Here is a 23,619-nt window from a genome sequence, read left to right as displayed (position 1 = left end):
TCAGGCCTTGGCGGCGGCCACGGCCGCGGCCGGCGTGGCGCGGAAGGTCACGCCGAGGCGGTTGAAGGCATTCATCAGGCCGATGGCATAGGTCAGGTCGACCAGTTCCTTTTCGCTGAATTCGGCGCTGGCGGCCTGGTAGTCGGCATCGGGCACGCCGGTGTCGGCCACGCGGGTCACCGATTCCGACCAGGCCAGCGCGGCGCGTTCGCGCGCGCTGAACACGGCGCCGGCCTCGTGCCACACCGGAACCAGCACCAGCTTGTCGACGGCGAGGCCGCCCTTGAGCAGGTCGCGCGAATGCATGTCGATGCAGTAGGCGCAGCCGTTGATCTGCGAGACGCGCAGGTAGACGAGGTCGACCAGTTCCTTGGGCAGGCCGCTCTTCTGGAGCGCGGCGTACACCCCGCCGAAGGCCTTGTAGCCTTCGGGCGAAACCTTGGCGTAGTCGATGCGATGGGTCATGACGGATCCTCTGGAAGCAATGTGCGTTGAATGAAGAACCGTATGGTGCGCCGGCTTGGTCTACTTCAGAAGAGCCATGATTGGCCTTGCGTTCCAGGCCATGATCCGGCCGCGACGCTTCACATCAACGGCAGGATCCGCCTTGCGAAGCGCTCGGCCGTGGCGGCGGAATCGACGTTCGTGAAGGCCACCATCAGCGCGGGTGCGATGTCCCGGTCGACGGCCCAGTCGCTCAGCGCCTCCGCGAACAGGCCTTCCTCGCGCATGCGCGCGACCAGCCTGCGGTCGGAGCGCCGGCCCTGCAGCCGCAGGATCAGGTGCATGCCGCCGGGCTGCTCGTCGATGCGCACCTTGGCGCCGAGCACGCGCTCGAGGCCGATGCGGGTCGCGTCGCGGCGCTCGGCATAGAGCCTGCGCATGCGCTGGATATGGCGCGCGAAATGCCCTTCGGCGATGAAGTCGGCGACGATGGCCTGCGTGAGCTGCGGGCTGCCGCCCGCGAACATCGCCTGGGTCCGTTCGAAGCGCTCGATCTGCGCCTCGGGCACGACGAGGTAGGCCAGCCGCAGGCTCGGGAACAGCACCTTGCTGAAGGTGCCGGCATAGATCACGCGGCCGTCGCGGTCCAGGCTCTTGAGCGCGGGCAGCGGACGGCTGGCATAGCGGTACTCGCCGTCGTAGTCGTCCTCGACGATCCACGACTGGTTGCGCCGGGCCCAGTCGAGCAGCGCGAGCCGGCGCGGCAGCGACAGCGAGACGCACAGCGGGCTCTGGTGCGCGGGCGTGACCACCGCGGCACGCGCCTTCGGGGCGAGCCGCAGGCCCTCGGCCACCACCAGCCCCTCGGCATCCACCGGCACCGCCACGCCCGCGAGCCGCATCGCGGCCAGCAGCTCGCGCGTGGGCGGATAGCCGGGGTTCTCGAACCACACGCGGTCGGCGGGCTTGAGCAGCGCCTGCGCGACCAGCTCGAGCGTGTGGCGGTAGCCCGAGGTGAGGAAGACCTGCGAGGGCGCGCAGTCGATGCCGCGCGACACATGCAGGTAGGCGGCGATCCCGGCGCGCAGCGCGGGCAGGCCCGGCACGGCCGGATGCGTCATGTCGATCGGCTGCATCGCGCGCGCGGCGCGTGCGCCAAGCCGTGCCCAGATCTTGCGCGGAAAGACGTCGAGCGCGGGCAGGCCCATCTGGAACGGCAGGATCGAATCGGGCCGGAAGCTCGGCGTGTAGGGGGTTGCCGCCACCGGCTGCTCGCGCGCGACCGGCATGCGCGGGCGCAGGCTCGGCGACACCACCGTGCCCGCCTGCCCGCGCGCCTGGATGTAGCCCTCGGCCGCGAGCAGGCCGTAGGCGGCATCGATGGTGCCGCGCGCCAGTCCCAGCTCCTGCGTGAGCGCGCGCGCCGAGGGGATGCGGTCGCCGGGGTTCAGCGTGCCGCTCGCGATCGCGTTGCGAAAGCGCCCGTAGATCTGCCGGTAGTAGGGCTCCGGCGACTTCGGGTCCAGCGGCGAGAGATGGGCGAGGGTCCCTGCGGCCATGGCGTGCATGAGGAGAGAGGATGGTGCGCGGGATCGTAGCACCGGGCCATCGATCATGGCCCATTTGAGAAGTCGATTCATGGCTCTTCATGGCAGGCCATGCGATTTCTAGAATCGCCGCCATCACATCATGGGGAGCGAACGATGAACATCCTGCACCTGGACTGCAGCCCGCGCGGACAAGACTCGGAGAGCCGCCGGCTCTCGCACAAGATCGTCGAGCACCTTCGCAGGCAGGCGCCCGCGGCGCTGCTCGTGCGGCGCGCGATCGGCGACGGCGGCCTCGCGCACATCGACGCCAACTACGCGCTCGGGCAGCACTCGGGCACGGCCGAGGTCGTGCCGCGGGGCGCGGTCGCGACTTCCGATGCCCTGATCGAGGAGCTCGAGAAGGCCGACGTGGTGGTCATCGGCACGCCGATGCACAACCTGAGCCTGCCTTCGGTGCTCAAGGCCTGGATCGACCACGTGGTGCGCGCGCGCCGCACCTTCCGCATGACGCCCGAGGGCAAGGTCGGCATGCTGCGCGACCGGCCCGTGTTCATCGCGATCGCCTCGGGCGGCCGCTTCTCGGGCGAGCGCGCGCGGCAGCCCGATTTCCTCACGCCCTATCTGCGCGCGATCCTCGGCAGCATCGGGCTCACCGAGCTGCACTTCTTCTCGGTGCAGGGCACGGGACTGGGCGAGGCGGCCGTGGCCGAGGCGAGGTCCGCGGCGGACCTCGCGCTCGCGGCGCACTTCGCGAGCTAGTCCGGGCTCAGCCGAACATCGCGCGCGAGATGCCCGCGCGCCGCAGCATGGCTTCGAACACCAGCCGGTTCACCGGGCCGCGTCCCGCGACGCGCGTGGCCGGCACGGTCTCGAGGATCTCGGCGGGAATCGCGCGGTTGGCCCCGCGGCCGGCATCGGACGCGAGCTGGATCTCGCAGGCGCGCTGCAAGGTCCACAGGCGGTTGAAGGCGGTCGGGATGTCGGGCCCCGCGGTCAGCAGCCCGTGGTTGCGCAGGATCAGATGGTTGGCCTGGCCGAGCGAGCGCACCAGCCGCGGCTGCTCGTCGAGGTTCGTGGTCACGCCCTCGTAGTCGTGGTAGGCCACGTCGCCGTACATCATCGCGCTGTAGAAGTTGTCGTGCCGCAGGCCCTCTTCCTTCGAGGCGACGGCGCAGCCCGCGGTGGTGTGCACGTGCATGATGCAGTGCGCGTCGGGCCGCGCGGCATGCACCGCGCTGTGGATCACGAAGCCCGCCTTGTTGACCGTGTAGGCGCTCTCGCTTTGCGAGTTGCCGCCGATGTCGGTGCAGATCAGGTTCAGTGGCGTGACCTCGGCGTAGTGCAGGCCGAAGGGGTTGATCAGGTAGCGCGCTTCCGATCCCTCGCCGGCCTCGTCCACGCGCAGCGTGATGTGGTTGAAGATCAGCTCGGTCCAGCCGAGGTGGTCGAACAGCCGGTAGCAGCAGGCCAGGTCGAGCCGGGCGGTCCATTCGGCGGCCGGCATGCCGGCCGGCGCGGGGGGAGCGGGTGGGGCCGAGGCCGCATCCATCGTCATTCGTGTGTCTCCTGGGTTCTTCGTTCGGATCGTGAGGGGTGTGCCGGTCAGTCGACGGTGGCGCCGGTCGACTTGATGACGCGGCCCCAGCGGTCCGTTTCCTTGTCGATCCAGCGCGAGAAATCCTCGGGCAAGCCGGCCACCACGTCGAATTCCAGCTCCCGGAGTTTCGCGCTGATCTCGGGCGAGCGCACGATCTTCACGATCTCGGCGTTGAGCCGGTCGATCACGGGCCGCGGCGTGCCGCCGGGCGCGAGGAAGCCGACCCACGAGGTGGCGACGAAATCGGGGTAGCCCGACTCGACCATCGTCGGCACCTCGGGCACGTTCGCGAAGCGCTTCTCGCCCGTGGTCGCGATCACGCGCAGCCGGCCGTCCTTGACGAACTGCTGCACGTTGCCCGGCACCAGGAAGGCGCTCTGCACGTTGCCGGCCACCAGGTCGACCAGCGCCGGCCCGGCGCCCTTGTACGGCACGTGCGTGATGTCGACCTGCGCGGCGGACTTCAGCATCTCCATCGTGAGGTGCGAGGCGCTGCCCACCGCCACCGAGGCATACGACAGCCCGCCCTTGCGCGCCTTGGCCAGCGCGACGAACTCGGCCGGCGTCTTCGCGGGCAGGTCGGCATTGACCACAAGGTACTGCGGCGAGGTCACGGCCAGCGTGATCGGCGCGAGGTCCTTGCGCGGATCGAAGGGCATCTTGCGGAACAGCGTGGCGTTGATCGCGATCGGCCCGTTGTAGCCCACCAGCAGCGTGTGACCGTCGGGCGGCGACTTGGCGACGTAGTCGGCGCCGATGTTGCCGCCCGCGCCGGGTCGGTTCTCGACGATCACCGGCTGGCCCAGCGCCTCCTGCAGCTTCGGCCGCACCAGCCGCGCCACCGTGTCGTTGGTGCTGCCGGTGATCGGCACGATGATGCGCACCGGCTTGGTGGGCGCCCAGGGCGCGGCGGTGCTGGCACCGGCCAGCACGGCCAGCACGGCCAGGCCGAGCAGGCTCGCGAGCTTCTTGATGCGGTTCATGGCGTCTCCTTGGCGGGCTACTTCTGCGGCGCGGGAATGGAGGCGATCACGCCCGCCCACTTGTCCGACTCGGCATGGATGAAGCTCTTGAAACCGGCCGGACCGAGGTAGCGCGGTTCGGCCGCGAGGCCGACGATCTGCGACTGCACCTCGGGCTTGGCGACCACGGCCTGGATCGCGCCCGCGAGCTTCTCGATCGCCTCGGGCGGTACCTTGGCGGGCGCGAACAGGCCCATCCACGCGGTGGCCGAGTAGCCGGGCACGCCGCCCTCGGCGATGGTCGGAATCTCGGGCGCCACCGCGCTGCGCGTGGCGCTGGTCACGCCGAGCGCCACCAGCGCGCCGCTCTTGATGTGCGGATAGGCCGAGGTCAGGTCGACCACCGCCACCGGCAGCTGGCCGCCGAGCAGGTCGGTCACCGCGGGGCCGCTGCCGCGGTAGGGCACGGCGACCAGCTTGAGCTTCGCCATGCTGGCCAGCAGTTCGCCCGCGAGGTGTTGCGCGGTGTACTGCCCGGTGGTGCCGTAGCTCGTGCCCTCGGGCGTGGCGCGCGCCTTCTCGATGAAGCCGCGCAGGTCGCGCAGCCCGGTCTTGGCGCCGGCCACCAGCACCAGCGGGATGTCGGCCACCTTCGCGACCGGCGCGAGCTGCTCCTGCGGCTTGAGCGGCGCGGCATCGGGCAGGTTCGGATTGACCACGATCGCGCCGGTGGCGCCCATGCCGATGGTGTAGCCGTCGGGCGCGGACTTCGCCACGCCGATCAGGCCGGTGGCGCCGCCGCCGCCGGGCTTGTTGTCGACCACCACGGGCTGGCCCAGCGAGGTCGAGAGCTCGCGCCCGACGATGCGCGCGATGCCGTCGGCCGAGGCGCCGGGCGCGAAGGGCACGACCAGTGTCACCGGTTTGGAGGGAAAGGGTTGGGCCGTGGCGGCGAAGGCGCAAAGCGCGAGGGCGGCGCTCGCGAGCGCGCGCGCGTTGAAGCGCGTCGAGAGAATCTTCATGGGGCTTGTCTCCGGTGTGTGGGGGCTCGACGGATGGCCGGGCTTCGATGGCCCGGTCCTGCCCGCCGCGTGTCGATGTCAGTCGGGCGCGAGGTCCTTGATGTCCTCGCAATGGATCAGCTCTTCGTCGCCCGCGGCGAAGTCGCCGCGCGGCGCGCTCAGGATGCGCAACTGCACCCAGATGCCGTCGCCCATGTTCTCGACGATCTCGCCGATGGCGCCGCTGCGCAGTTCGAGCCGGCGGCCCGCCTCGAGGTGCATGATGTTCAGCATGGGCGGGCCTCAGAAGAACATGGTGAGGTTCTTGGCCAGCAGCACGTTCTGGCCGAGCCGGATCTCGCGCCGCGCGAGCTGCCACCGGCCGTCCACGCGCCGCAGCACGTCGCTGCGCTTGCCGGCGAAGTAGTACTCCTCGTGCTCGCAGCGGTTCTGGTAGATCAGGAAGCCGCTGAGCACCGACACCTCCTGCTGGCCGGCGGCGTTCTCTTCGATCGCGGTGAGCTGCACGTTGGTGACGAGGCGGCACAGCCGCGACAGCGGCTCCTCGGCCCAGTGCACGCCGGTGAGGATCTGCTCGGCGCGCTTGGTCAGGGTCCACTTGCCCTCGTTGAACCAGCTCATGTCCTTCTCGTAGCGGGTCTTCTCGCGCGTCTCGTGCTGGCCGAACTTGACGTTGAACATCATCGGCATGAAGTACACGAGGTCCTCGGCCAGCGTGTCCAGCCATTCGCGAAAGCGTCGCTGGTCGAGCATCTCGGCCTCGTCGTAGAGGAACTCCTCGATCTCGCGCTTGAGTTCGTAGTAGCGCGCGTCGCGCGGCGGCCTCGGCGGCGGGCTGGCGACGGCGGTCGGTTCGGTGAGGGTCTCGGTCATCGATGCGTCCTTCGTGGGAGATGCGGTCAGGAATTCGGTGCGGGCGGGATCGGTCCGCCCTGGTTCGCGAAGCAGCCGACGTCGACCACCGTGCCCGAGACGGTGGCGGCGTCGTCGGACAGCAGGAAGGCCACGGCGTTGGCCAGGTCGCGCCCGGTGGCCGGGCGGCCCGCCACCGTGCCCGCGACCTTGCGGCCCGCGAACAGCGCGGCGTCGCCGCCCACGCGGCCCACGCTCATGCCCGAGACGATGCCGCCGCCGCCGGGAATCGCGAGGTTCACGCGGATGCGCTGGTGGAAGTGGTCGTAGGCCATCGCGGTGGTGAGCGCGAGCACCGCGCCCTTGCTGGCCGCGTAGGCCGCCATGTCGGGCTTGCCGTGGCCGGCGCCCGAGCCGATGTTGACGATCGAGCCGCCGCCCTGCGCGGCCATCGCCGGGATGACGGCGCGCGAGGCGAGGTACACGCCCTTCACGTTGACGGCCAGGATGCGGTCGAACATCTCTTCGCTGGTGTCGAGCACCGTGCCGAGCGGGCCGATGGCCGCGTTGTTGACCAGGCCGTCGATGCGGCCGAAGCGCGACAGCGCGCGTTCGACCACGCGCTCGACGTCGGCGGCGCTGGAGACGTCGGCCTCGAGCACCTCGATGCGCTCCGCGAGGCCCGCGGCCTCGGCCGCGGCGCGCACGCCCTCGAGGCCCTGCGCGGTGCTCGAGACCTGCGGCTGCGCGAGCCCGAAGGCCAGCACGCGGTGGCCGCGCCGGGCCAGCTCGAGCGCGATGGCTTCGCCGAGGCCGAAGGTGCCGCCGGTGACGAGGGTGACGGGCTGGTGCGCCATGCCTGCCATGCCTGCCCTTTCTGCCATTTCCGCGGCCGTCATCCGGCGAAGCTCGCCGCGCCGGTGTCGTGGCGGCCCAGCAGAGTGTCCCAGTCGGCGCCGTCCATGTAGTCGCGCCAGCGGCGGTAGAACTGGCGCGGGTTCTCCTCGCTGACCTGCAGGCTCACGTTGCCGGGTACCGGGCCCTCGGTGGTGACCTTGCCCATCGACTGCTGGTAGTTGTAGGGATAGCGCTTGGCGATGGTGCCGCGGCTGCCGGCGGTGGCGTAGTTCCAGTTCTCCATGTCGTCCTGCTCGGTCATGCCGGCCGGGCCCGAATAGCGCATGTAGTAGGTGCGCAGGAAGTCCTTCACCTCCTGCGGCGCGTCGGCATCGACCAGGAAGAAGCGCCAGGCCTCGGTCGACTCCGGCCCGTTGGGATGCCACACGCAGAGGTTGCGCGGCTGCTTGCCGTGGAACGAGGTGTTCGGATAGATGGTGCCGACGAAGGGCACCAGCCGGTTCTTCTCGGCGCCGAGCCGGCGCTTGCGCTCCTCGTGGCAATGGCGGAAGTACTCGGCGATCACCGGGTTGTTCTTGTAGGTGTCGACGAAGGGCGTGTCTTCCGGCAGCAGCGCGCTGTGCACGCCGTGGCCGGCGGGGAAGTTCACCCACAGGTGCTGCGCGTACTCGAGCTCGTTGTCGCGCCGGCCCTTCACGCCGACCTCGGCGCTCGGGCCGATGCCGATCAGGTCGACCGAGCGGTGGCTCACGTTGTGATAGGTGTCGCCGAGGAAGTTCTCGGCCGCGAACTTCCAGTTGCAGGGGATCACCCATTTCTGCACGCCCACCAGCACCTCGGAGCCGCCCTCGCGGCCGTCGCGGCAGTCGAGCGCGAGGTCGAGGTGCGCGCGCGCGTCGCCCAGGTAGGTGAGGAAGTCGGGCGCGTCCTTGTCCCAGGTGGCCCACACCGTGCCCTTGTAGATCGCGAGCTGCGCGACCTCGATCAGCGACCAGTTCTCCTTCTCGAGGCAGCCGTCGTAGATGGCCTTGAACTGCGGCACGCCGAACAGCTTGCCCTCGGTGGTGTAGCTCCAGCTGTGATAGGGGCAGGTGAAGAGCTGCGTGTTGCCGTGGTCGTACTGGCACACCTTCATGCCGCGGTGGCGGCAGGAGTTGAGGAACACGTGCACCTTGTTCTTCTTGTCGCGCGTGAGGATCACCGACTCCGCGCCCATGCGCGAGGTGAAGTAGTCGCCGGGCTTGGGGATCTGGCTCTCGTGGCCCACGAAGAGCCAGGCGCGCGCGAACACCTTCTCGAGCTCTTCCTCGTAGACGTCCTTGCTCGAGAAGATCTCGCGGCTGATCGTGCCCTGCTTGAGGTCGACCATCCGGTGATAGACCATCGGTGTCGTCGTCGTCATTCGTTGCGTCCTTGTCGTCGTGTGCGTCGGGTGGGGAATCGGAAAGCGGCGCTTCAGTTGAAGCGTTCGCAGAGCATGTCGGCGCGGGCCAGGCCGGCCGAGGCCGCCGCGCTGCGGCCGGCCTCGACCATCGGCGGCGGGCCGCACAGGTAGATGCGCGTGGCGGGATCGAGCGCGAGCGTGCCGATCAGGTCGGTGGCATAGCCGCCGTGGCAAGCGTCGCCGGGCTCGGCCTCGGCGGCCAGGCGCACGTCGAGCGCCGGCAGCCGTTGCTTGAGCTGCTCGATCCGCTCGAGCGCGAACAGGTGGGCGCCGGTGCGCACGCCGAGCAGCAGCGTGGTCGGCTGCATCGCCGCGCCTTCGCGCGAAGCGATCGCCTCGAGCATCGAGAGGAAGGGCGCGAGCCCGGTGCCGCCGGCCACGAACAGGCGCGGGCGCGGTTCGTGGCGCAGGAAGAAACTGCCGCGCGGCTCGCTGAGTTCGAGCGTGGCGCCGACCGCGGCCGACTGCGTGAGCCAGCTCGAGAAGGCGCCGCCATCGACCAGCCGCACGTAGAACACCAGCGTGCTGTCGCCCGAGGCATTGGCCATCGAATAGGAGCGCCAGGCCTCGCTGCCCGCGGCGCGCAGGCGCACGTACTGGCCCGGCTGGAAAGTCACGGGCGCATCGACGCGGACCTCGAGCCGCATCGTCTCCAGCGCCACGCGCTCGAGCGCGCTCACCGTGCCTTCGATCGGCGGCGGCTCCTCGGCCGTGGCCTCGGAAAGGTCGTAGGGCAGCTCGATCACGCAGTCTTGCGCCGTGACGCGCGAGACGCAGCACAAGGTGGCGCCGTCCGCGCGGTCGGCATCGGGCAGCACCGCGCGGTCGTAGTCGCCGAGTTCGACGCTGCCGCAGACCAGCTGCGCGGTGCAGGTGCCGCACTGGCCGTTGCTGCAGTCGGTGAGCAGGTTCAGCCCGGCCTCGGCGGCCGCGGCCACGACGGTGTCGCCGGGATTCGCGTCGACGCGGCGCGTGCCGCCATCGGCGAAGAGCAGGGTGATCGCGACGCTGGCGCTCATCGGTGGCTCCTTGGGTGCGCCGGTCAGTCGACCTTGAGGTTGGCGTTCTTCGCGAGCGCGGTCCAGCGCGCGATGTCGGCGGCGATCTGCCTGCCGAAGGCCGCGCTGTCGACATGGCCCGGCTCCATGCCGAGGGCCTGCAGCTTCTTCACGGTGTCGGGCTCGGCCAGCACCTCCTTGAGCGCGGCGCGGATGCGGTCCGCCACCTCGGTGGGCGTGCCCGCGGGCGCCACAAGGCCGGTCCAGATCGGCACGTCGTAGCCGGGCGTGCCCGACTCGGCGATGGTCGGCACCTGCGGCAGCACGCTCGAGCGCTTGGCCGTCGTCACGGCCACCGCCTTGAGCCGGCCGGCCTGGATCTGCGGCAGCACCGCCGCGATGTCGAGGAAGCCGAGGTCGACCTCGTTGCCCAGCAGCGCGGTGATGACCGGACCGGTGCCCTTGTAGTTGACGTGCGTGAACTTCGCGCCGCCCTCGCTCGTGTAGAGCTCGGCCGCGAGCTGGAACGAGGACGAGGCCACGCCGTGGTTGAGGCCGCCGGCCGGCGCCTTGGCCGCGAGCGCCTTCAGCTCGGCCATGGTCTTCGCGCTCGACGCGGCGTTGGTCGTCACCACCAGCGGGAACGAGCCCAGCAGCGCCACCGGCTGGAAGTCCTTGACCGGGTCGTAGGGCAGCTTGCCGTAGACCGCCGGGTTCACCGTCATCGCGCCCGACGAGGCCACGAACAGCGTGTAGCCGTCGGCCGGCGCCTTGGCCACCAGCTCGGCCGCAATGATCGAGTTGGCGCCCGCGCGGTTGTCGACCACGAAGGACTGCTTGAGCCGCTCCGAGAGCTTGACCGAGATCAGCCGGGCCAGGATGTCGTTGGTGCCGCCGGGTGCGAAGCCGACCACCACGCGCACCGGCTTGTCGGGATAGGCGGCCTGCGCGGGCGCGGCCAGGGCTGCGAGAAAGAGGGCGGCGGCCGCCAGCAGAGAGCGGCCGCGGAGGCGGAAGGGGTGGCGGGGTTCATCGTGTCTCCAATCGCTTGTCGGTGCGGATTGTCCGTTGTGTGGACTCTGCGCTCATTATACGGACAAGATTCGATCGCGCAATCGGGTCGCGCCGGCGCGGCCGCACGGAGCGGGGGAGGGGATCGGGCGGGAAGCGAAAATGCCGCGATGCAAAGCGACAACACAGGAGGGGCCATGGAGCCGAAGGAGAAGAACTCGGAGAACGTGCGCGCGGTCAACCGCGCCCTCGACATCCTTCTGGCGTTCACCAAGGACGACGCCGAGCTCACCGCCGGCGAGCTGCTGCAGCGCGTGGACCTGAGCCGGCCCACGCTCTACCGCATCCTCTACACGCTCGAGACCAAGGGCTTCATCGTCTCGGTCGGCGACCCGCAGCGCTTCCGCCTCGGGCCCTCGGTGGCGCGGCTGTCGCATGTGTGGACCGAGACGCTGGACCTGTCGGCGCTGGCCGAATCGATCATGCGCGGGCTGTGGAGCGAGACCCGCGAGACCGTCGCGATGTTCGTGGCGCAGGGCGAGATGCGCCTGTGCCTGGCCGAGATGCCGAGCCCGCAGCCGCTGAACTTCAAGCGCGGCGTCGGCTACACCGAGCGCATCGCCCGCGGCGCCAGCGGCCGCGCGATCCTGGCCTTCATGCCCGGGGCCGACGAACGGCTCGAGCAATACACCAAAGACCTGAAGATCGACCTCAAGAAGCTGCGCGCCGAACTCGATCGCACGCGCGAGCGCGGCTATGCCGTCAGCCGCGACGAGCTGATCGAAGGCGCCGTGGCCGTGGCCGCGCCGTTCTACAACGGCCGCGGCGTCGCGGGATCGATCGGCATCTTCGGCCCGGCCGCGCGCATCGGCGAGGGGCATGTGGACGCGCTGGGGCGGCAGGTGGTCGCGGCTTGCGCGCGGCTGTCGCAGGCGTTGGGGGTGAAGGGGGCGGGGGAAGCTCCGTAGTCGCGGTTATTCCCGCATCCCGTACGCAGGGCTTCAGCTACGCCTGCGTGATCCGTTCGAGCGCATCGCGTGGGGTGGCGATGGGAACGCCCTCGCACTGCCCGAGCACCAACAGGTCCTGGTCGCCTGAGACGATGAGGTCGGCCTGGGCTGCCCGTGCCAGGGCGAGCACCGCAGCGTCGTCCGGATCGCGGCACACGGGCTCGGCCAGTGGCTCGACCTCGATCAATTGCACGACCGCCGCGTAGTCCCGCAGCACCTCGAGGGCTTGTTTGCCGATCACGCCCAGTTGCTTGCGCAGCGATGCGCGCGTGAGCACGTCGGCCAGTTCCTCGAACAGGTCGGGGCTGCTGTAGAGCTGCAGGTTCGCGCGTGCGCGGATGGCGTGCAGCAGGTGGTGGGGCGTGCCGCGCCACAGCGCGCGGAGATCAGGGTATTGGTATCAAGGACGAGGCGCATCCGAACCCCGGTCGGCATCGTCTTGCCCGTCGTTTTCGGCCCGGCGTGCGCGGCGCTCGGCGCGCGCGGCGTCGATCTCGGCCTGGAGTTCATCCTCGCTCATGGGCGTCACGCCTGCGGCCTCCAGCGCGGGTGCGATGGCCAGCAGCCGGTCCAGCGCGACATGGCGCCTGGCGCTGGCCGAGAGGGATTCCACAAAGCCGTCCACCTGAGCCACTTGCTCGGGCGACAGAGCCTTGATCTTGGCGAACAGGGACTGCTGGGTGATGGCGGTCATGGCGTGATAGCGGGGTGAAGCCGACGATGGTGCGTTTAACAGGCGAGATGGCGGCGGTTGGGTGGGCAGATGACCCAAGTATGCGCGTGTTCAGTCAAACAGTGCCTCGTGCTCCGGGAGGGCGCCAGGGTGAGCGGGTTATCCCCTGCACGATCTGGAAGCGGGTAAATGATCGCTAGCGCGCGCCATGCCCATCGCCGGCCCGTGTCTCTGCCATCGACCATTTCGTATGGATGTGTCCTTCTTGATGGACATTTTCTAATTTTTTTGCAAAAATGTGGCGTATGCAGGACAAAATCCGGCTTCCCATCGAGCTTGGCCAGGCGATCCAACGCGCGCGCAAGGAAGGCCGCCTGAAGGCGACCGACATCGCCGCACGCTCCGGCCGTGCACGCAACGTGCTCTACCGGCTGGAGCGCGGGGACGACATCACCGTCGCGTCGCTGCTCGACATCCTGCGCGCCATGGATCTCACGATTCGCCTCGAACGCCTGGGCATGCCCACGCTGGAGGAAGTCGCGCAGCGCTTCGGACAGGACGAGGACGACGATGCTTCCTGAAAAGATCAGGCAGCTCGAGGTCGAGATCGCCGGCGCGCCGGCCGGCCAACTGCTCAAGCATTCGATCTACGAGTTCCGGTACCTGGACAGCCGCGCTGAGCAGCCCTCGGTCGCATTGCTCATGCCGCCGACCCGGCCGACCTACCAGGACGGCAACCTCTTCGCGGTGATGGATCAGAACCTGCCCGAGGGTGACCTGTACCTGCGGCTGCGCGCGATGTTTCCGAAGCAGGAGCTGACCCCGATGCATCTGCTCGCGGTGGTGGGGTCGAACGGCATCGGCCGCCTGGGCTTCCGACTGCCCGGGGCGCCGGCGCTCGCCGCGCCCCGGCTCATCGACCGCAAGACCCTGCTCGCCACCCGCTACACGCCCGAGGTGTTCGACGAACTGGTGCGGGCCTACCTGAGCACCGGTGCCGGCATCGGCGGCATGCAGCCGAAGATCATGGTGCCGGACCGGGTCAGCGTTCCGGTGCCCACCATCATCGTGAAGGCGGCCGCGCCGTCCTACCCCGGCCTGTCGGCCAACGAATTCCTGTGCCTGACGGCGGCCGGCCACGCGGGCATCGAGACACCCACCTTCGACCTCTCGGACGACGGACAGCTGCTGCTGGTCGACCGCTTCGACATCGCGACCGATGGCTCCCGCATCGCCTTCGAGGACATCGCGGCGCTGATGGGTCTTCGCGTGCGCGACATCCAGTCCGATCGGAAGTACCACGGCAGCTACCAGCGCATCGCCGAGCTGATGCGGTACCTCCAGTTGCCGATCGAGAACCTCGAGCGCTTCTTCGCGCAGGTTGCTTTCAGCGTCATGGTGCGCAACGGCGACGGCCACCTCAAGAACTACGGCCTGCTCTATACCTCCGCGGCCGACTGCCGCCTCGCGCCGATGTTCGACGTGGTGACGACCGCGCTCTACCGCTACACGCGCTACGAAGGCGGCTCCGAGCTCGAGGACCGCACGCTGGCGCTCAAGCTCTTCGCCGGCAAGGGCCACACCAAGGCCTATCCGACGACCGAGGAACTGCTGCAGTTCGGCAGCAAGGTCTGCGCGGTCGCGAAGCCGGAAAGGGTGCTCGCGCGAATCGCCGAGGGGATGGCCAAGACACTGGAAATCGCGGCCCGCGACCCGCGGATTCCGAAGGACCTGCTGGCGCAGATGCGAAACATCTGGAGCGATGGCATGGCCCACGCGAAGGGTCGGTAGGCCACTGGAACACCTGTCCTAAAGCGTCTCCCCCGGATCGAAATCCAGCTCCACCTTCGCCCCGTTCGGATCGTGGCAGAACAGCTGCCAGGTCCCCGCGCCCGCCTGCTGCCGCAGTTCGTACTTCACGCCCGCGGCGTCGAAGCGCGCTTTCACCGTGCGCAGGTCCTGCGCGGTGAAGGCCATGTGGTCGATCACGCCGGTGCGCTGCGCGGGCACGGGGCGGCCGAAGTACAGGTGCAGCACGGCCTGTGGCCCGCTGCCGTAGAGCCAGGCGCCCGGAAAGCCGAGGTCGGGCCGGTGGCCCACGCGCAGGCCGAGCAGGCCGGTGTAGAAGTCCAGCGTCTGGCGCTCGTCTTCCGCGGTGACGGTGAAGTGGTTCATGCCGACGATCACGGGCGTTCTCCTTGCATCGTGTTGACAGGCCCTAGGCCAGCAGAACCAAGGCGCCGATGCTGGCGCGCGATTCGAGGCGTTCATGGGCGCGCGCCGCGGCATCGAGCGCGAAGCGTTCGATCGGCGGCTTGCGGATGGCGCCGCTGGCGAGCGCATCCCACAGACGCTGCGCGCGCTCGGCCAGTTGCGCGGGCGTGGCGACATAGTCGAACACCACGGGCCGCGAGAAGCTCAGCGACTTGGCGATCAGCAGGTCGGGCGGCAGCGCGGCCAGCGCGCCGCTGGCCTGGCCGAGGCTGATCCAGTGGCCGCGGCGCGCGAGCGCCGCATGGTTCTCGGCGCGCGCGGCCTCGCCGAGGCCGTCGACCAGCACGTCGACGCCGCCGCAGGCGCGCTGCACCGCATCGGCGAAGCGGTAGTCGCGCGTGACGATCACGTGCTCGCAGCCATGGTCGCGCGCGACGCGGGCCTTCTCCTCGCTCGAGACGGTGCCCACCACGACCGCGCCGAGGCTGCGCGCCCAGGAACACAGCAGCAGGCCGACACCACCGGCCGCGGCATGCACGAGGATGCGCGTGCCGCGCTGCACGCGGCCGAGGTCGCGCAGCAGGTAGTCGGCCGTGAAGCCCTTGAGCAGCAGCGCCGCGGCCTCGTCGTCCTCAACCGCCGCGGGCAGCCGCACCACCCAGTCGGCGGGCACCGATCGCACGCTGCGGTAGGCGCCGGGCACGGGCCCGAGGTAGGCCACGCGGTCGCCGGGAAAGAGGCCGCTGACGCCGGGGCCGACATCGATCACGCTGCCGGCCGCCTCCATGCCGGGCACGCCCGGCGCGCCCTCCGACACCGGCAGCATCGCCGGCATCCAGCCGCGGCGCAGGTAGACGTCGAGGAAGTTCACGCCGATCGCGCGCTGGCGGATGCGCACCTCGCCCTCGGCGGGCGCCGCCGCCTCGTCGTCGCGCGGGCGCAGGACCTCGGCGCCGCCGTAGGCTTCGAGGCCCACGCTGCGCCGCGGCAGCGCGAGCGCGGCCGAAGCGGCGATGCCGGCGGATGACGTGGGCGCCCCGCGCTCCAGGTAGCGCCGCAGGTTCTCGAACCCCGCCTCGTAGACGCCGCGCGCCACCGTGTCGCGCAGTTCGCGCTCGCGGCCCGGCGGCGTGGCGAAGGTCGATTCCCAATGCCAGAAGGTGCGGTCGCCGTCGGTCACGGGCTTCAGGGTGACGGTGGCCACGTAGCGCTGCAGCGGCAGGGTGGCCTCGACGATGCAGTAGGTGCTTCTGTGTTCGCTGTCCGACAGGCTCAGCAGCTGCTCGCGGATGCGGTTGCCGTCGCGCAGCGTGAAGCTGCGCACGCAGCCCACCTGGTCGCCGCGTTCGTCGCCCTCGATGCGGCTGGCCTCCACCACCTCGTGCCAGTCGGCATGGCTGTTGAAGTCGCGCAGCACCGCCCACACGCGCTCGATCGGCGCGTCGATGACGGTGGAGCGCACGACCCGCTGTAGCATCAGCGGCCTCCGAAGTGCCGCTTCAGCGCATCGAAGCCGCCCTGGAACACACCCTCGCCGATCGAGTCGGCCAGCTCGCGCTCGCGATGCGCCTCGCAGTCGAACTCCGCGCTCCATTCGGCGAAGCAGCGCCCGCCGTCGGTCACCGGCGTGAGCTTGAGCGTCGCCGTGTAGTGGCTCACGCCCATCGGGCTCTCGAGGATCTCGTAGCTGCAGCTGTAGTCGTAGTCCGAGAGCGCGAGCAGCCGTTCGCGGATCATGCCGCCGTCGCGCAGGTGGAAATGGCGGATGCAGCCCACGCGGTCGGCCGGCTGGTTGTTCTCGATCCGGCTGTCGGCGATCAGCGGATGCCATTGCGGCAGGCCGTTGAAGTCGCGCACGCGCGCCCACACGTTGTCGGCGCTCGCGTCGATCACGCTCGAGACGTAGACGTTCACCATGCCTTATTCCTTGGGCGTGCCGGCGCCCAGCGCGGCACGCGCGCCGCTGCTCTCGTTGACCAGCTTCTGGATGTCGCCGCCCTCGATGCCGATCTCGCGCAGCAGCTGGTCGACCAGCGGCGCCTGGGCCCGAAAGCGCAGCGCCGAATTGACCAGCCCGTCGGCGAAGTTGCCGCCGCCCTCGGCATTGCGCGCGCCGCCCGACGAACCGCCGAAGCCGTCGACCTGCAGGATCTTGATGCCCTCGATGCGCTCCATCGGCCGCACCGACTCGCGGATGATGCCCTCGGCCTTCTCCACCAGCCGCATGCGCAGGGCGGACATGCGCGCCTCGGGCGTGAGCATGTTGTGCGCCTCGTTCATCCAGCGCGCGGCCTCGGCCTCGATCTCGGCGCGCACGCGCGTGGCATCGGCACGGATCTTCTCGGCGTCGGCATCGGCCTCGGCCTGGGCGCGCAGCGCGGCGCCGCGGTGCGCGCTCGCGTCGTGCTCGGCCTGGGCCGCGGAGGTCAGCCGCAGCGCCTCGCGCTCGGCGATCAGCGTGGCCGCGATCAGCTCGATGGTCTTCTTGCGCTCGGCGCTCTCGACCTCGCGTGCCGTGAACACCTTCTCCTCGGCCGTCACGGCCTGGGCGCGCGCGGCCTCGGCTTCGGCCTGGGCCTCGCTCTGCGCCTTGCTCTCGCGCGCCACGGCGATCGAGCGCTGCTGCTCGGCCAGCTCGAGCGAGGTGCGGCGCTCGAGCTCGGCGCTCTGGATTGCGCGCTCCTTGCCGATGCGCTCCTCCTCGATGGTCTGCTCCGAGCGGATGCGCGCGGCATCGATGCTCTGGCGCGCCGCGATCTGCGCGCTCTCGGCATGCTGCTCGCGCTGCGCGCGCTCGATCGCCACCTCGGCGCGCTGGCGCGAGCGCGCCATCTCGACCTCGCGCTGCTGCGTCAGCCGCGCATGCTCGCTCTCGCGGTCGATCTCCAGCGACAGCTTCTCGGCCTCGAGGTTCTTGTTGCGGATCGCGATCAGCGTGTCCTGCTCGACGTCGTTGCGCTGCTTCTTGCGGCGCTCGATCTGTTCGGTCAGCCGCGTCAGGCCCTCGGCGTCGAAGGCATTGCTCGGGTTGAAGAACTCCATGCCGGTCTGGTCGAGCTGCGTGAGCGAGGCGGCCTCGAGCTCCAGGCCGTTGTTGGTCAGGTCCTCGGCCACCGCCTCGCGCACCCGCTTGACGTAGGCGCCGCGCTTCTCGTGCAGCTCCTCCATCGTCATCTCGGCCGCGGCGGTGCGCAGCGCGTCGACGAACTTGCCTTCGACCAGTTCCTTGAGCTGCTCGGGCTCCGTGGTGCGCAGGCCCAGCGTCTGCGCGGCCACCGCCACCGACTCGGCCTTGGCGGCCACGCGCACGTAGAACTCGGCGATCACGTCCACGCGCATGCGGTCCTTGGTGATCAGCGCCTTGTCGCGCCCGCGGCTGACCTCCAGCCGCAGCGTGTTCATGTTGACCGGGATCACGTCGTGCACGATCGGCAGCACGAAGGCGCCGCCGTCGAGCACCACCTTCTGCCCGCCCAGGCCTGTGCGCACGAAGGCGCGTTCCTTGGAGCTGCGCAGGTAGAGCCAGTGCAGCAGCCAGACGACGATCGCGACCGCGATCGCCACCACCAGCAGCCCGAGGATGAAACTTCCGAATTGAGAACCTGACATGGATGTCGTCTCCTGGTTTATCGCGTGATCTGAACGAAGCGGCGCGTGGTCTCGGTCAGCGCCACCTCCGCGGGCAGGCGCTCCATCGAGCTGGCGCCATAGAAACCGTCGCAGGCGGGGCAGCGCGCGAGCACGTACTGCGCATCCTCCGGCGTGGCGATGGGGCCGCCGTGAAAGAGCACGATCACCCCGGGGTTCACTTCCTGCGCGGCCGCGGCCCAGCGGTTGATCAGCGGCACGCAGTCGTCGAGCTTCAGTGCCGTCTCGGCGCCGATCGCGCCGCCCGTGGTCAGGCCCAGGTGGCAGACCACGATGTCGGCGCCCGCGCCGGCCATGGCGCGCGCATCGGCCTCGCTGAAGACATAGGGCGTGGTCAGCAGGTCGAGGGCGCGCGCGCGGGCCACGAGCTCGACCTCGAGGCCGTAGCCCATGCCGGTCTCCTCGAGGTTGGCGCGGAAGGTGCCGTCGATCAGGCCCACGGTCGGAAAGTTCTGGATGCCCGAGAAGCCCAGCGCGATCAGCCGGTGCAGGAACTCGTCGGGGATCATGAACGGGTCGGTGCCGTTCACGCCCGCGAGCACCGGCGTGTGCTTGACCACCGGCAGCACCTCGCGCGCCATTTCGCAGACGATCTCGTTGGCATTGCCGTAGGCCATCAGCCCCGCGAGCGAGCCGCGCCCGGCCATGCGGTAGCGGCCCGAGTTGTAGATCACGATCAGGTCGATGCCGCCGGCTTCCTCGCACTTGGCCGACAGGCCGGTGCCGGCGCCGCCGCCGATCAGCGGCCGGCCCGAGGCGATCTTGGCGCGGAAGCGCTCCAGCAGCGCGGTGCGTGAGATGCGGGTCATGGTGGTGGGCTCCTCCTTGGTTGTTCCTGGCTCATGCGCGGCGCGCGCCGGGCGCGGCCCGCGAGACCTCGCGCCAGGCCTCGACCAGCGAATCGGCGAAGGCTTCGTCGTTGATGTGCAGCGGCAGCCGCTTGAGCTGGCGGTTCGGCCCGGGCCGGAAGCCGGCCTCGAGCGCCGCGAACAGCGCGCGGTCGGCCTCGGGGTCGTGGAAGGGCTGGCCCGGCCGGTCGATGGCCGAGACGCCGCCTTCGGGGATGAGAAAGCGCACCGGTCCGCGCATCGCGTTGAGCTTGGCGGCGATGAACTCGCCGATGGCGCGGCACTCGTCGGCCGTGGTGCGCATCAAGGTCACCGTCGTGTTGTGGCGATAGAGATTGCGCGCGCGGAAGCGCTCGGGCACGGTCTCCCAAGCGCCGAAGTTCACCATGTCGAGCGCGCCGCACGAACCCACGTAGGGCAGGGCGTGGCGCGCGAACACGTCGAGCCGGTCGGGCCCGGCCGACAGCACGCCGCCCGCGATCTCGTCGGCCACCTCGGTGGTCGACACGTCGATCGCGCCCGCGAGCAGGCCCGAGTCCGCGAGCTTCTCCATCGACTGGCCGCCCACGCCGGTGGCATGGAACACCAGGCAGTCCCAGTCGTCCTCGAGCCGCCGCGTCACGGCCTGCACGCAGGGCGTGGTCACGCCGAACATCGTGAGGCCGATGGCGGGCCGGGTCACGGCCGACACCGAAGCCGGATGCGCCACCATGCCGGCCAGCGCATTGGCCGCGTTCGACAGCACGCTCTCGCTGATGCGGTTGATGCCCTGCACGTCGGTGACCGAATACATCATGCAGATGTCGCTCGGGCCCACGTAGGGCCGCGTGTCGCCGCTGGCCATGGTCGAGACCATGAGCTTGGGCACGCCGATCGGCAGCGCGCGCATGCCCTGCGTGGCCATCGAGGTGCCGCCCGAGCCGCCGGCCGAGATCAGGCCGCCGAGGTCGCGCCGCGTGCGCAGGAAGGCCTCGAAGGCCAGGCCCATGGCGGCGGTGGCGCTGCCGCGGTCGCCGCTGAACACCGCCGACTCGCCCTTCGGATGGTGGCGCGCCACCTCGCGCGGATGCACGCTCGCGGTCGAGGGCTTGCCCGAGGTCGAGAGGTCGACCGTGACCACGCGCAGGCCCAGCCGCTCGATGCACTGGCGCAGGAAGAACAGCTCGCGGCTCTTGGTGTCGAAGGTGCCGGCCACGTAGGCCGCGCGCACGCTGCTCGCGGCCACCGGGAAGTCGAACACCTGGCCCGAGGCCGCCGCGGGCTGTGCCGGTTCGGGTGCGGGCTCGGGCGGTGCGATCAGGCGCGGGATGTCGGCCGCGGGCGCGGCCGTGCCGCCGGCGTTCCAGCGCGTGAAGCCGCGCACGCTGGCCGGCGCGAGGTCGTCGAGCGAGGGCGCGCCGTCGCCATGGGCGCGGCGCACGGTGTAGACGCGCGGCGCGTTGTCGCGGCCCTCGTGCTCGCCCATGCGCGGCGCGGGCTGCTCCGCCTCGGCCTCGTCGCCATGGCCGCCCGAGCGCACGCCCAAAAGCTTCTCCTGCAGCTCGCGGTCGGCCGCGAGTTCGGCCGCCGGCATCTCGCGCGCGATGCGGCCGTTGACCATCAGCCCGATGCGGTCGGCCACCGAGATCGCCACACCGAGGTTCTGCTCGATCAGCAGCACCGCGATGCGGCCCTCGGCCGCGAGGTCGCGCAGCGCCTGCGCCACCTGGTCGACGATGACCGGTGCCAGGCCCTCGGTCGGCTCGTCCATCACCAGCAGCTTGGGGTTCAGCAGCAGCGCGCGGCCGATCGCGAGCATCTGCTGCTCGCCGCCCGAGAGCTGGGCACCGCCATTGCCGCGCCGCTCGGCCAGCCGCGGGAACATCGCATAGACGCGGTCGACCTCGCGCCGGCGGCTGGCCACCAGGCGCAGCGTCTCGTCGACCGAGAGCGAGGGCCACACGCGCCGGCCCTGCGGCACGTAGGCGATGCCGCGGCGCGTGATCTCGTTGGGCGCCAGGCCCAGGATCTCCTCGCCGCCGAAGCGCACGCTGCCGCGCGCCGGCACCAGGCCGGTGAGCGCGTTGCACAGCGTGGTCTTGCCCATGCCGTTGCGCCCGACGATGCCGAGCACGCCGCGCTCCAGCGACAGGCTCACGCCCTGCAGCGCATGGGCGCGGCCGTAATAGACGTCGAGGCCCTCGACCACCAGCGCGGTGGATCGGCCAGCCGCCGTGTCGCGATCGCCGCCGCCGAACCAGGCCATCAGTGCTTGCTCCCCATGTAGATCGCCTGCACCTGCGCATCGCCCTCGATCTCGGCCGGGCTGCCGGTGCGCAGCACGCGGCCGTTGTGCATCACGGTCACGCGGTCGACCACGCGCAGCGCGATGTCCAGATCGTGCTCGATCAGCACGAAGCTCATGTGCGCGGGCAGCGAGGTCAGCAGCGCCACCAGCTCGCGCCGCTCGGCCGGCGAGAGGCCGGCCGCGGGCTCGTCGAACAGGATCAGCCGCGGCGCGCCTGCCAGCGCCATGCCGATCTCGAGCTGGCGCTGCTGGCCGTGCGCGAGGTTGGCGACCTTCTCGTCGGCGATGTGCGACAGGCGCGCGCGCTCGAGCAGGTCCTCGGTCGCGCGGGTGCTCGGATGGCCGGCACCGGGCCGGCGAAAGCTGAAGCGGCCGCTGGCAACGCCGCGCACCGCGAGGAACAGGTTGTCGCGCACCGAGAGGTCGCGAAACAGCAGCGAGGACTGGTAGGTGCGCCGCAGGCCCTTGCGGATGCGGTCCTGCGGCGGCAGATCGGTGATGTCCTCGCCGAAGAAATGGATGCGTCCCGCGGTCGGCGGGAAGTCGCCCGTGATGGCGTTGAACAGCGTGGTCTTGCCGGCGCCGTTCGATCCGAGGATGGCGTACTTCTGCCCCGCCGTGACCGCGAGCGAGACGCCGTCGACCGCGCGCAGCGCACCGAAGGCGCGCGTCACGCCGTCCAGGCGCAGCGCGTCGCCCGACAGGAGCTGGGTGCTGCCGCCGCGCGCGGGTTGGGGTGCGCGCGAAGCGGGCGGTCGCAGCGTGGTGATGGTGGCCATCTCAGTTCCGTGTGGGGCGATGTCTTGCGCCTTCCCCGTCCGGGGGAAGGCCGGGATGGGGGCGGTGCCCGACGAACGCCGCGCGATCGCGCGGGCCGTCGTGCCCCCACCCCGACCCTCCCCCAGCGGGGGAGGGAGAAAGACCACCGGTGTGGATCACGTGCGGCAGTCCGGCACGTCGCGCGTGCCCATCCCCATCTTCTTGAACTCGGCCTCCGACAGCCCCAGCGTCTGCGAGATGTTCGGCACCGACTTCACGACCTTGTTGTAGAACGAACCGTCGGGCGCCTTGCTCACCTCGGTGATGTAGGTCGTGCCCACGCCGTTGCGGTTGGCATCGATCTTCACGTCGCCGGCCGGGCCCTTGAAGTTGGTCTTCTGCAGCGCCTCGCGGTAGGCCTTCTGGTTGTTCGACAGGTCGCCCTTGACCGCGTCGAGCGCATCGAGCGTGGCCTTGGTGTTGATGTAGTAGAGGTAGGCGAACAGCGACGGGCTCGGGAAGCCGTCCTTGAAGCTGGCCTTGTAGTCGGCCACGAACTTCTTCCACTCGGGCGTGTCGATCGAGTCGGCCATCGGGCCGGCCGAGGCCGTGCCCAGCAGCGATTCGCGGCGCTTGCCCTTGAAGTTCAGCACCGTCTGGTCGACCGTGATCGAGCCGCCGATCATCGGCTTGTCGCCACCGGCCTGCTCGTACTGGGTCAGGAAGTTCACCGCGTCGGAGCCGCCGAGCACCACCACCAGCGCATCGACGTTCTTCGGGATCTTCGCGATCACCGAGGCGTAGTCCTTGGTGCCCAGCGGCACCCAGGCCTTGTCGACCACCTTGCCGCCCTTGGCGCAGTAGCTGGCCATGAAGCCCTGCACCTGCGAGTAGGGGAAGCCGTAGTCCTCGGCGATCAGGAAGGTGCGCTTGTAGCCCTTGGACAGCGCATGCTCGCCCAGGCCCACCATCCATTGCGCACCCTCGGTGTTGAAGCGGTAGAAGTTGGGCGCCGGGTCCTGCAGCGTCGCGGCCTGCGCGCCGGCCGAGCCGTTGATGAAGGTGACGTTGGGCTGCGTCTTCGCGTAGTTCTTGACCGCGATGCCCTCGTCGCCCGACAGCGGGCCGATCATGATCTGCACCTTGTCCTGCTCGACCGCCTTGCGCGTCGAGTTCACGGCCTTGTCGGGCGTGGCGTCCGACGAGACCTTCACGAACTCGATCTTCTTGCCGCCGGCCATGCCCTTCTTCTCCTTCAGCGCGAGGTCGGCGCCGCGCATGCCGTCCTGGCCCGGCGCCGCGAACGGTCCCTCGAGCGAGGCCAGCAGGCCGATCTTGAGGGTTTCCTGCGCCTGCGCGAGGCCCGCGGCCCCGGCCATAGCAAACAATGCCGCGGCGGCGACGATGCTGCGTCCGAACACGTTCTCGACTCTCTTCATGTC

The 23,619-nt window shown here is 70.1% G+C and carries 25 protein-coding genes and 1 pseudogene; 4 read left to right on the top strand and 22 right to left on the bottom strand.

The window, feature by feature from the left end; all coding sequences use genetic code 11:
- Complete coding sequence (locus ACHMXE_RS01785) at window positions 1-465, bottom strand: carboxymuconolactone decarboxylase family protein (RefSeq protein ID WP_209539725.1); 465 nt, start codon at window positions 463-465, stop codon at window positions 1-3.
- A gap of 119 nt (window positions 466-584) precedes the next feature.
- Entirely contained in the window at window positions 585-2,003 is a 1,419-nt protein-coding gene (locus ACHMXE_RS01780) for a PLP-dependent aminotransferase family protein (protein ID WP_395346484.1), read from the bottom strand.
- Between the two features lie 144 nt (window positions 2,004-2,147).
- Between ACHMXE_RS01780 and ACHMXE_RS01775 the strand changes: the two genes are divergently transcribed.
- Window positions 2,148-2,753, top strand: coding sequence for an FMN-dependent NADH-azoreductase (locus tag ACHMXE_RS01775; RefSeq protein WP_395346482.1), 606 nt, complete (start codon window positions 2,148-2,150; stop codon window positions 2,751-2,753).
- A 7-nt stretch (window positions 2,754-2,760) separates the two neighbouring features.
- On the opposite strand, the gene ACHMXE_RS01770 is transcribed toward ACHMXE_RS01775, so the two are convergent.
- From ACHMXE_RS01770 to ACHMXE_RS01730, 9 genes are all read right to left on the bottom strand, one after another.
- On the bottom strand, window positions 2,761-3,549 hold the full coding sequence (locus tag ACHMXE_RS01770) for a class II aldolase/adducin family protein (RefSeq protein ID WP_395346480.1): 789 nt from the start codon (window positions 3,547-3,549) through the stop codon (window positions 2,761-2,763).
- A gap of 47 nt (window positions 3,550-3,596) precedes the next feature.
- Window positions 3,597-4,574 carry a Bug family tripartite tricarboxylate transporter substrate binding protein gene (locus ACHMXE_RS01765; protein WP_395346478.1) on the bottom strand — a complete coding sequence of 326 codons (978 nt, stop codon included), beginning with the start codon at window positions 4,572-4,574 and terminating at the stop codon, window positions 3,597-3,599.
- A 17-nt stretch (window positions 4,575-4,591) separates the two neighbouring features.
- Entirely contained in the window at window positions 4,592-5,575 is a 984-nt protein-coding gene (locus ACHMXE_RS01760; protein ID WP_395346477.1) for a Bug family tripartite tricarboxylate transporter substrate binding protein, read from the bottom strand.
- Window positions 5,576-5,653: 78 nt separating this feature from the next.
- The gene (locus ACHMXE_RS01755) at window positions 5,654-5,848 is read right to left on the bottom strand and encodes a hypothetical protein (protein WP_093352531.1); all 195 of its coding nucleotides are present in this window, start codon (window positions 5,846-5,848) and stop codon (window positions 5,654-5,656) included.
- A gap of 9 nt (window positions 5,849-5,857) precedes the next feature.
- Window positions 5,858-6,448, bottom strand: coding sequence for a 3-phenylpropionate/cinnamic acid dioxygenase subunit beta (locus ACHMXE_RS01750; protein ID WP_203207008.1), 591 nt, complete (start codon window positions 6,446-6,448; stop codon window positions 5,858-5,860).
- A gap of 26 nt (window positions 6,449-6,474) precedes the next feature.
- Window positions 6,475-7,284 (bottom strand): SDR family NAD(P)-dependent oxidoreductase, encoded by an 810-nt coding sequence (locus tag ACHMXE_RS01745; protein WP_395346475.1) that lies wholly within the window; start codon window positions 7,282-7,284, stop codon window positions 6,475-6,477.
- Between the two features lie 38 nt (window positions 7,285-7,322).
- Window positions 7,323-8,687, bottom strand: a complete 1,365-nt coding sequence (locus ACHMXE_RS01740; protein WP_395346473.1) for an aromatic ring-hydroxylating dioxygenase subunit alpha — start codon at window positions 8,685-8,687, stop codon at window positions 7,323-7,325.
- Window positions 8,688-8,740: 53 nt separating this feature from the next.
- Window positions 8,741-9,748: a 2Fe-2S iron-sulfur cluster-binding protein gene (locus ACHMXE_RS01735; RefSeq protein WP_395346472.1), complete on the bottom strand. Its 1,008-nt coding sequence runs from the start codon at window positions 9,746-9,748 to the stop codon at window positions 8,741-8,743.
- Window positions 9,749-9,771: 23 nt separating this feature from the next.
- Complete coding sequence (locus ACHMXE_RS01730; protein ID WP_395346470.1) at window positions 9,772-10,650, bottom strand: tripartite tricarboxylate transporter substrate-binding protein; 879 nt, start codon at window positions 10,648-10,650, stop codon at window positions 9,772-9,774.
- 285 nt (window positions 10,651-10,935) lie between these two features.
- Here ACHMXE_RS01730 and ACHMXE_RS01725 point away from each other — a divergent pair, with 285 nt between their 5' ends.
- Window positions 10,936-11,706 carry an IclR family transcriptional regulator gene (locus ACHMXE_RS01725; protein WP_203207012.1) on the top strand — a complete coding sequence of 257 codons (771 nt, stop codon included), beginning with the start codon at window positions 10,936-10,938 and terminating at the stop codon, window positions 11,704-11,706.
- Window positions 11,707-11,743: 37 nt separating this feature from the next.
- On the opposite strand, the gene ACHMXE_RS01720 is transcribed toward ACHMXE_RS01725, so the two are convergent.
- Window positions 11,744-12,070 carry a putative toxin-antitoxin system toxin component, PIN family gene (locus ACHMXE_RS01720; RefSeq protein ID WP_395347396.1) on the bottom strand — a complete coding sequence of 109 codons (327 nt, stop codon included), beginning with the start codon at window positions 12,068-12,070 and terminating at the stop codon, window positions 11,744-11,746.
- A gap of 78 nt (window positions 12,071-12,148) precedes the next feature.
- On the bottom strand, window positions 12,149-12,442 hold the full coding sequence (locus tag ACHMXE_RS01715) for a hypothetical protein (protein ID WP_395346469.1): 294 nt from the start codon (window positions 12,440-12,442) through the stop codon (window positions 12,149-12,151).
- Between the two features lie 284 nt (window positions 12,443-12,726).
- Here ACHMXE_RS01715 and ACHMXE_RS01710 point away from each other — a divergent pair, with 284 nt between their 5' ends.
- A complete protein-coding gene (locus ACHMXE_RS01710) occupies window positions 12,727-13,002 on the top strand; it encodes a helix-turn-helix domain-containing protein (protein ID WP_395346468.1) in 276 nt (91 codons plus the stop codon).
- Window positions 12,992-14,212, top strand: coding sequence for a type II toxin-antitoxin system HipA family toxin (locus ACHMXE_RS01705; RefSeq protein WP_395346466.1), 1,221 nt, complete (start codon window positions 12,992-12,994; stop codon window positions 14,210-14,212). The genes ACHMXE_RS01710 and ACHMXE_RS01705 overlap by 11 nt, the downstream gene beginning before the upstream one ends.
- An 18-nt stretch (window positions 14,213-14,230) precedes the next feature.
- Here ACHMXE_RS01705 and ACHMXE_RS01700 read toward each other — a convergent pair whose 3' ends face one another.
- The 9 genes and pseudogenes from ACHMXE_RS01700 to ACHMXE_RS01660 all read right to left on the bottom strand — a co-directional run bounded on the left by ACHMXE_RS01700 (window position 14,231) and on the right by ACHMXE_RS01660 (window position 23,616).
- Complete coding sequence (locus ACHMXE_RS01700; RefSeq protein ID WP_209539717.1) at window positions 14,231-14,608, bottom strand: VOC family protein; 378 nt, start codon at window positions 14,606-14,608, stop codon at window positions 14,231-14,233.
- A 31-nt stretch (window positions 14,609-14,639) separates the two neighbouring features.
- Window positions 14,640-16,112, bottom strand: a complete 1,473-nt coding sequence (locus ACHMXE_RS01695; RefSeq protein WP_395346465.1) for an SRPBCC family protein — start codon at window positions 16,110-16,112, stop codon at window positions 14,640-14,642.
- A complete protein-coding gene (locus tag ACHMXE_RS01690) occupies window positions 16,112-16,552 on the bottom strand; it encodes an SRPBCC family protein (RefSeq protein ID WP_209539715.1) in 441 nt (146 codons plus the stop codon). Before ACHMXE_RS01690 ends, ACHMXE_RS01695 begins: the two co-directional genes overlap by 1 nt.
- Before the next feature lie 3 nt (window positions 16,553-16,555).
- Complete coding sequence (locus tag ACHMXE_RS01685; RefSeq protein ID WP_395346463.1) at window positions 16,556-18,244, bottom strand: flotillin family protein; 1,689 nt, start codon at window positions 18,242-18,244, stop codon at window positions 16,556-16,558.
- A 17-nt stretch (window positions 18,245-18,261) separates the two neighbouring features.
- Window positions 18,262-19,092 carry a phosphoenolpyruvate hydrolase family protein gene (locus tag ACHMXE_RS01680; RefSeq protein ID WP_203207017.1) on the bottom strand — a complete coding sequence of 277 codons (831 nt, stop codon included), beginning with the start codon at window positions 19,090-19,092 and terminating at the stop codon, window positions 18,262-18,264.
- 31 nt (window positions 19,093-19,123) lie between these two features.
- Complete coding sequence (locus tag ACHMXE_RS01675; protein WP_395347394.1) at window positions 19,124-20,341, bottom strand: Tm-1-like ATP-binding domain-containing protein; 1,218 nt, start codon at window positions 20,339-20,341, stop codon at window positions 19,124-19,126.
- A gap of 585 nt (window positions 20,342-20,926) precedes the next feature.
- A pseudogene (locus ACHMXE_RS01670) lies at window positions 20,927-21,217 on the bottom strand (ATP-binding cassette domain-containing protein); the annotation flags it as partial.
- A 158-nt stretch (window positions 21,218-21,375) separates the two neighbouring features.
- The gene (locus ACHMXE_RS01665; RefSeq protein ID WP_093352498.1) at window positions 21,376-22,197 is read right to left on the bottom strand and encodes an ABC transporter ATP-binding protein; all 822 of its coding nucleotides are present in this window, start codon (window positions 22,195-22,197) and stop codon (window positions 21,376-21,378) included.
- 156 nt (window positions 22,198-22,353) lie between these two features.
- Entirely contained in the window at window positions 22,354-23,616 is a 1,263-nt protein-coding gene (locus ACHMXE_RS01660; protein WP_208512422.1) for an ABC transporter substrate-binding protein, read from the bottom strand.
- Between the last annotated feature and the right edge of the window lie 3 nt (window positions 23,617-23,619).

The organism is Variovorax sp. UC122_21 (assembly GCF_044056785.1).
Classification (GTDB): Bacteria; Pseudomonadota; Gammaproteobacteria; order Burkholderiales; family Burkholderiaceae_C; genus Variovorax.
Note: the sequence above shows the minus strand (reverse complement) of the source record. Positions and strands in the feature narration are given on the sequence as shown.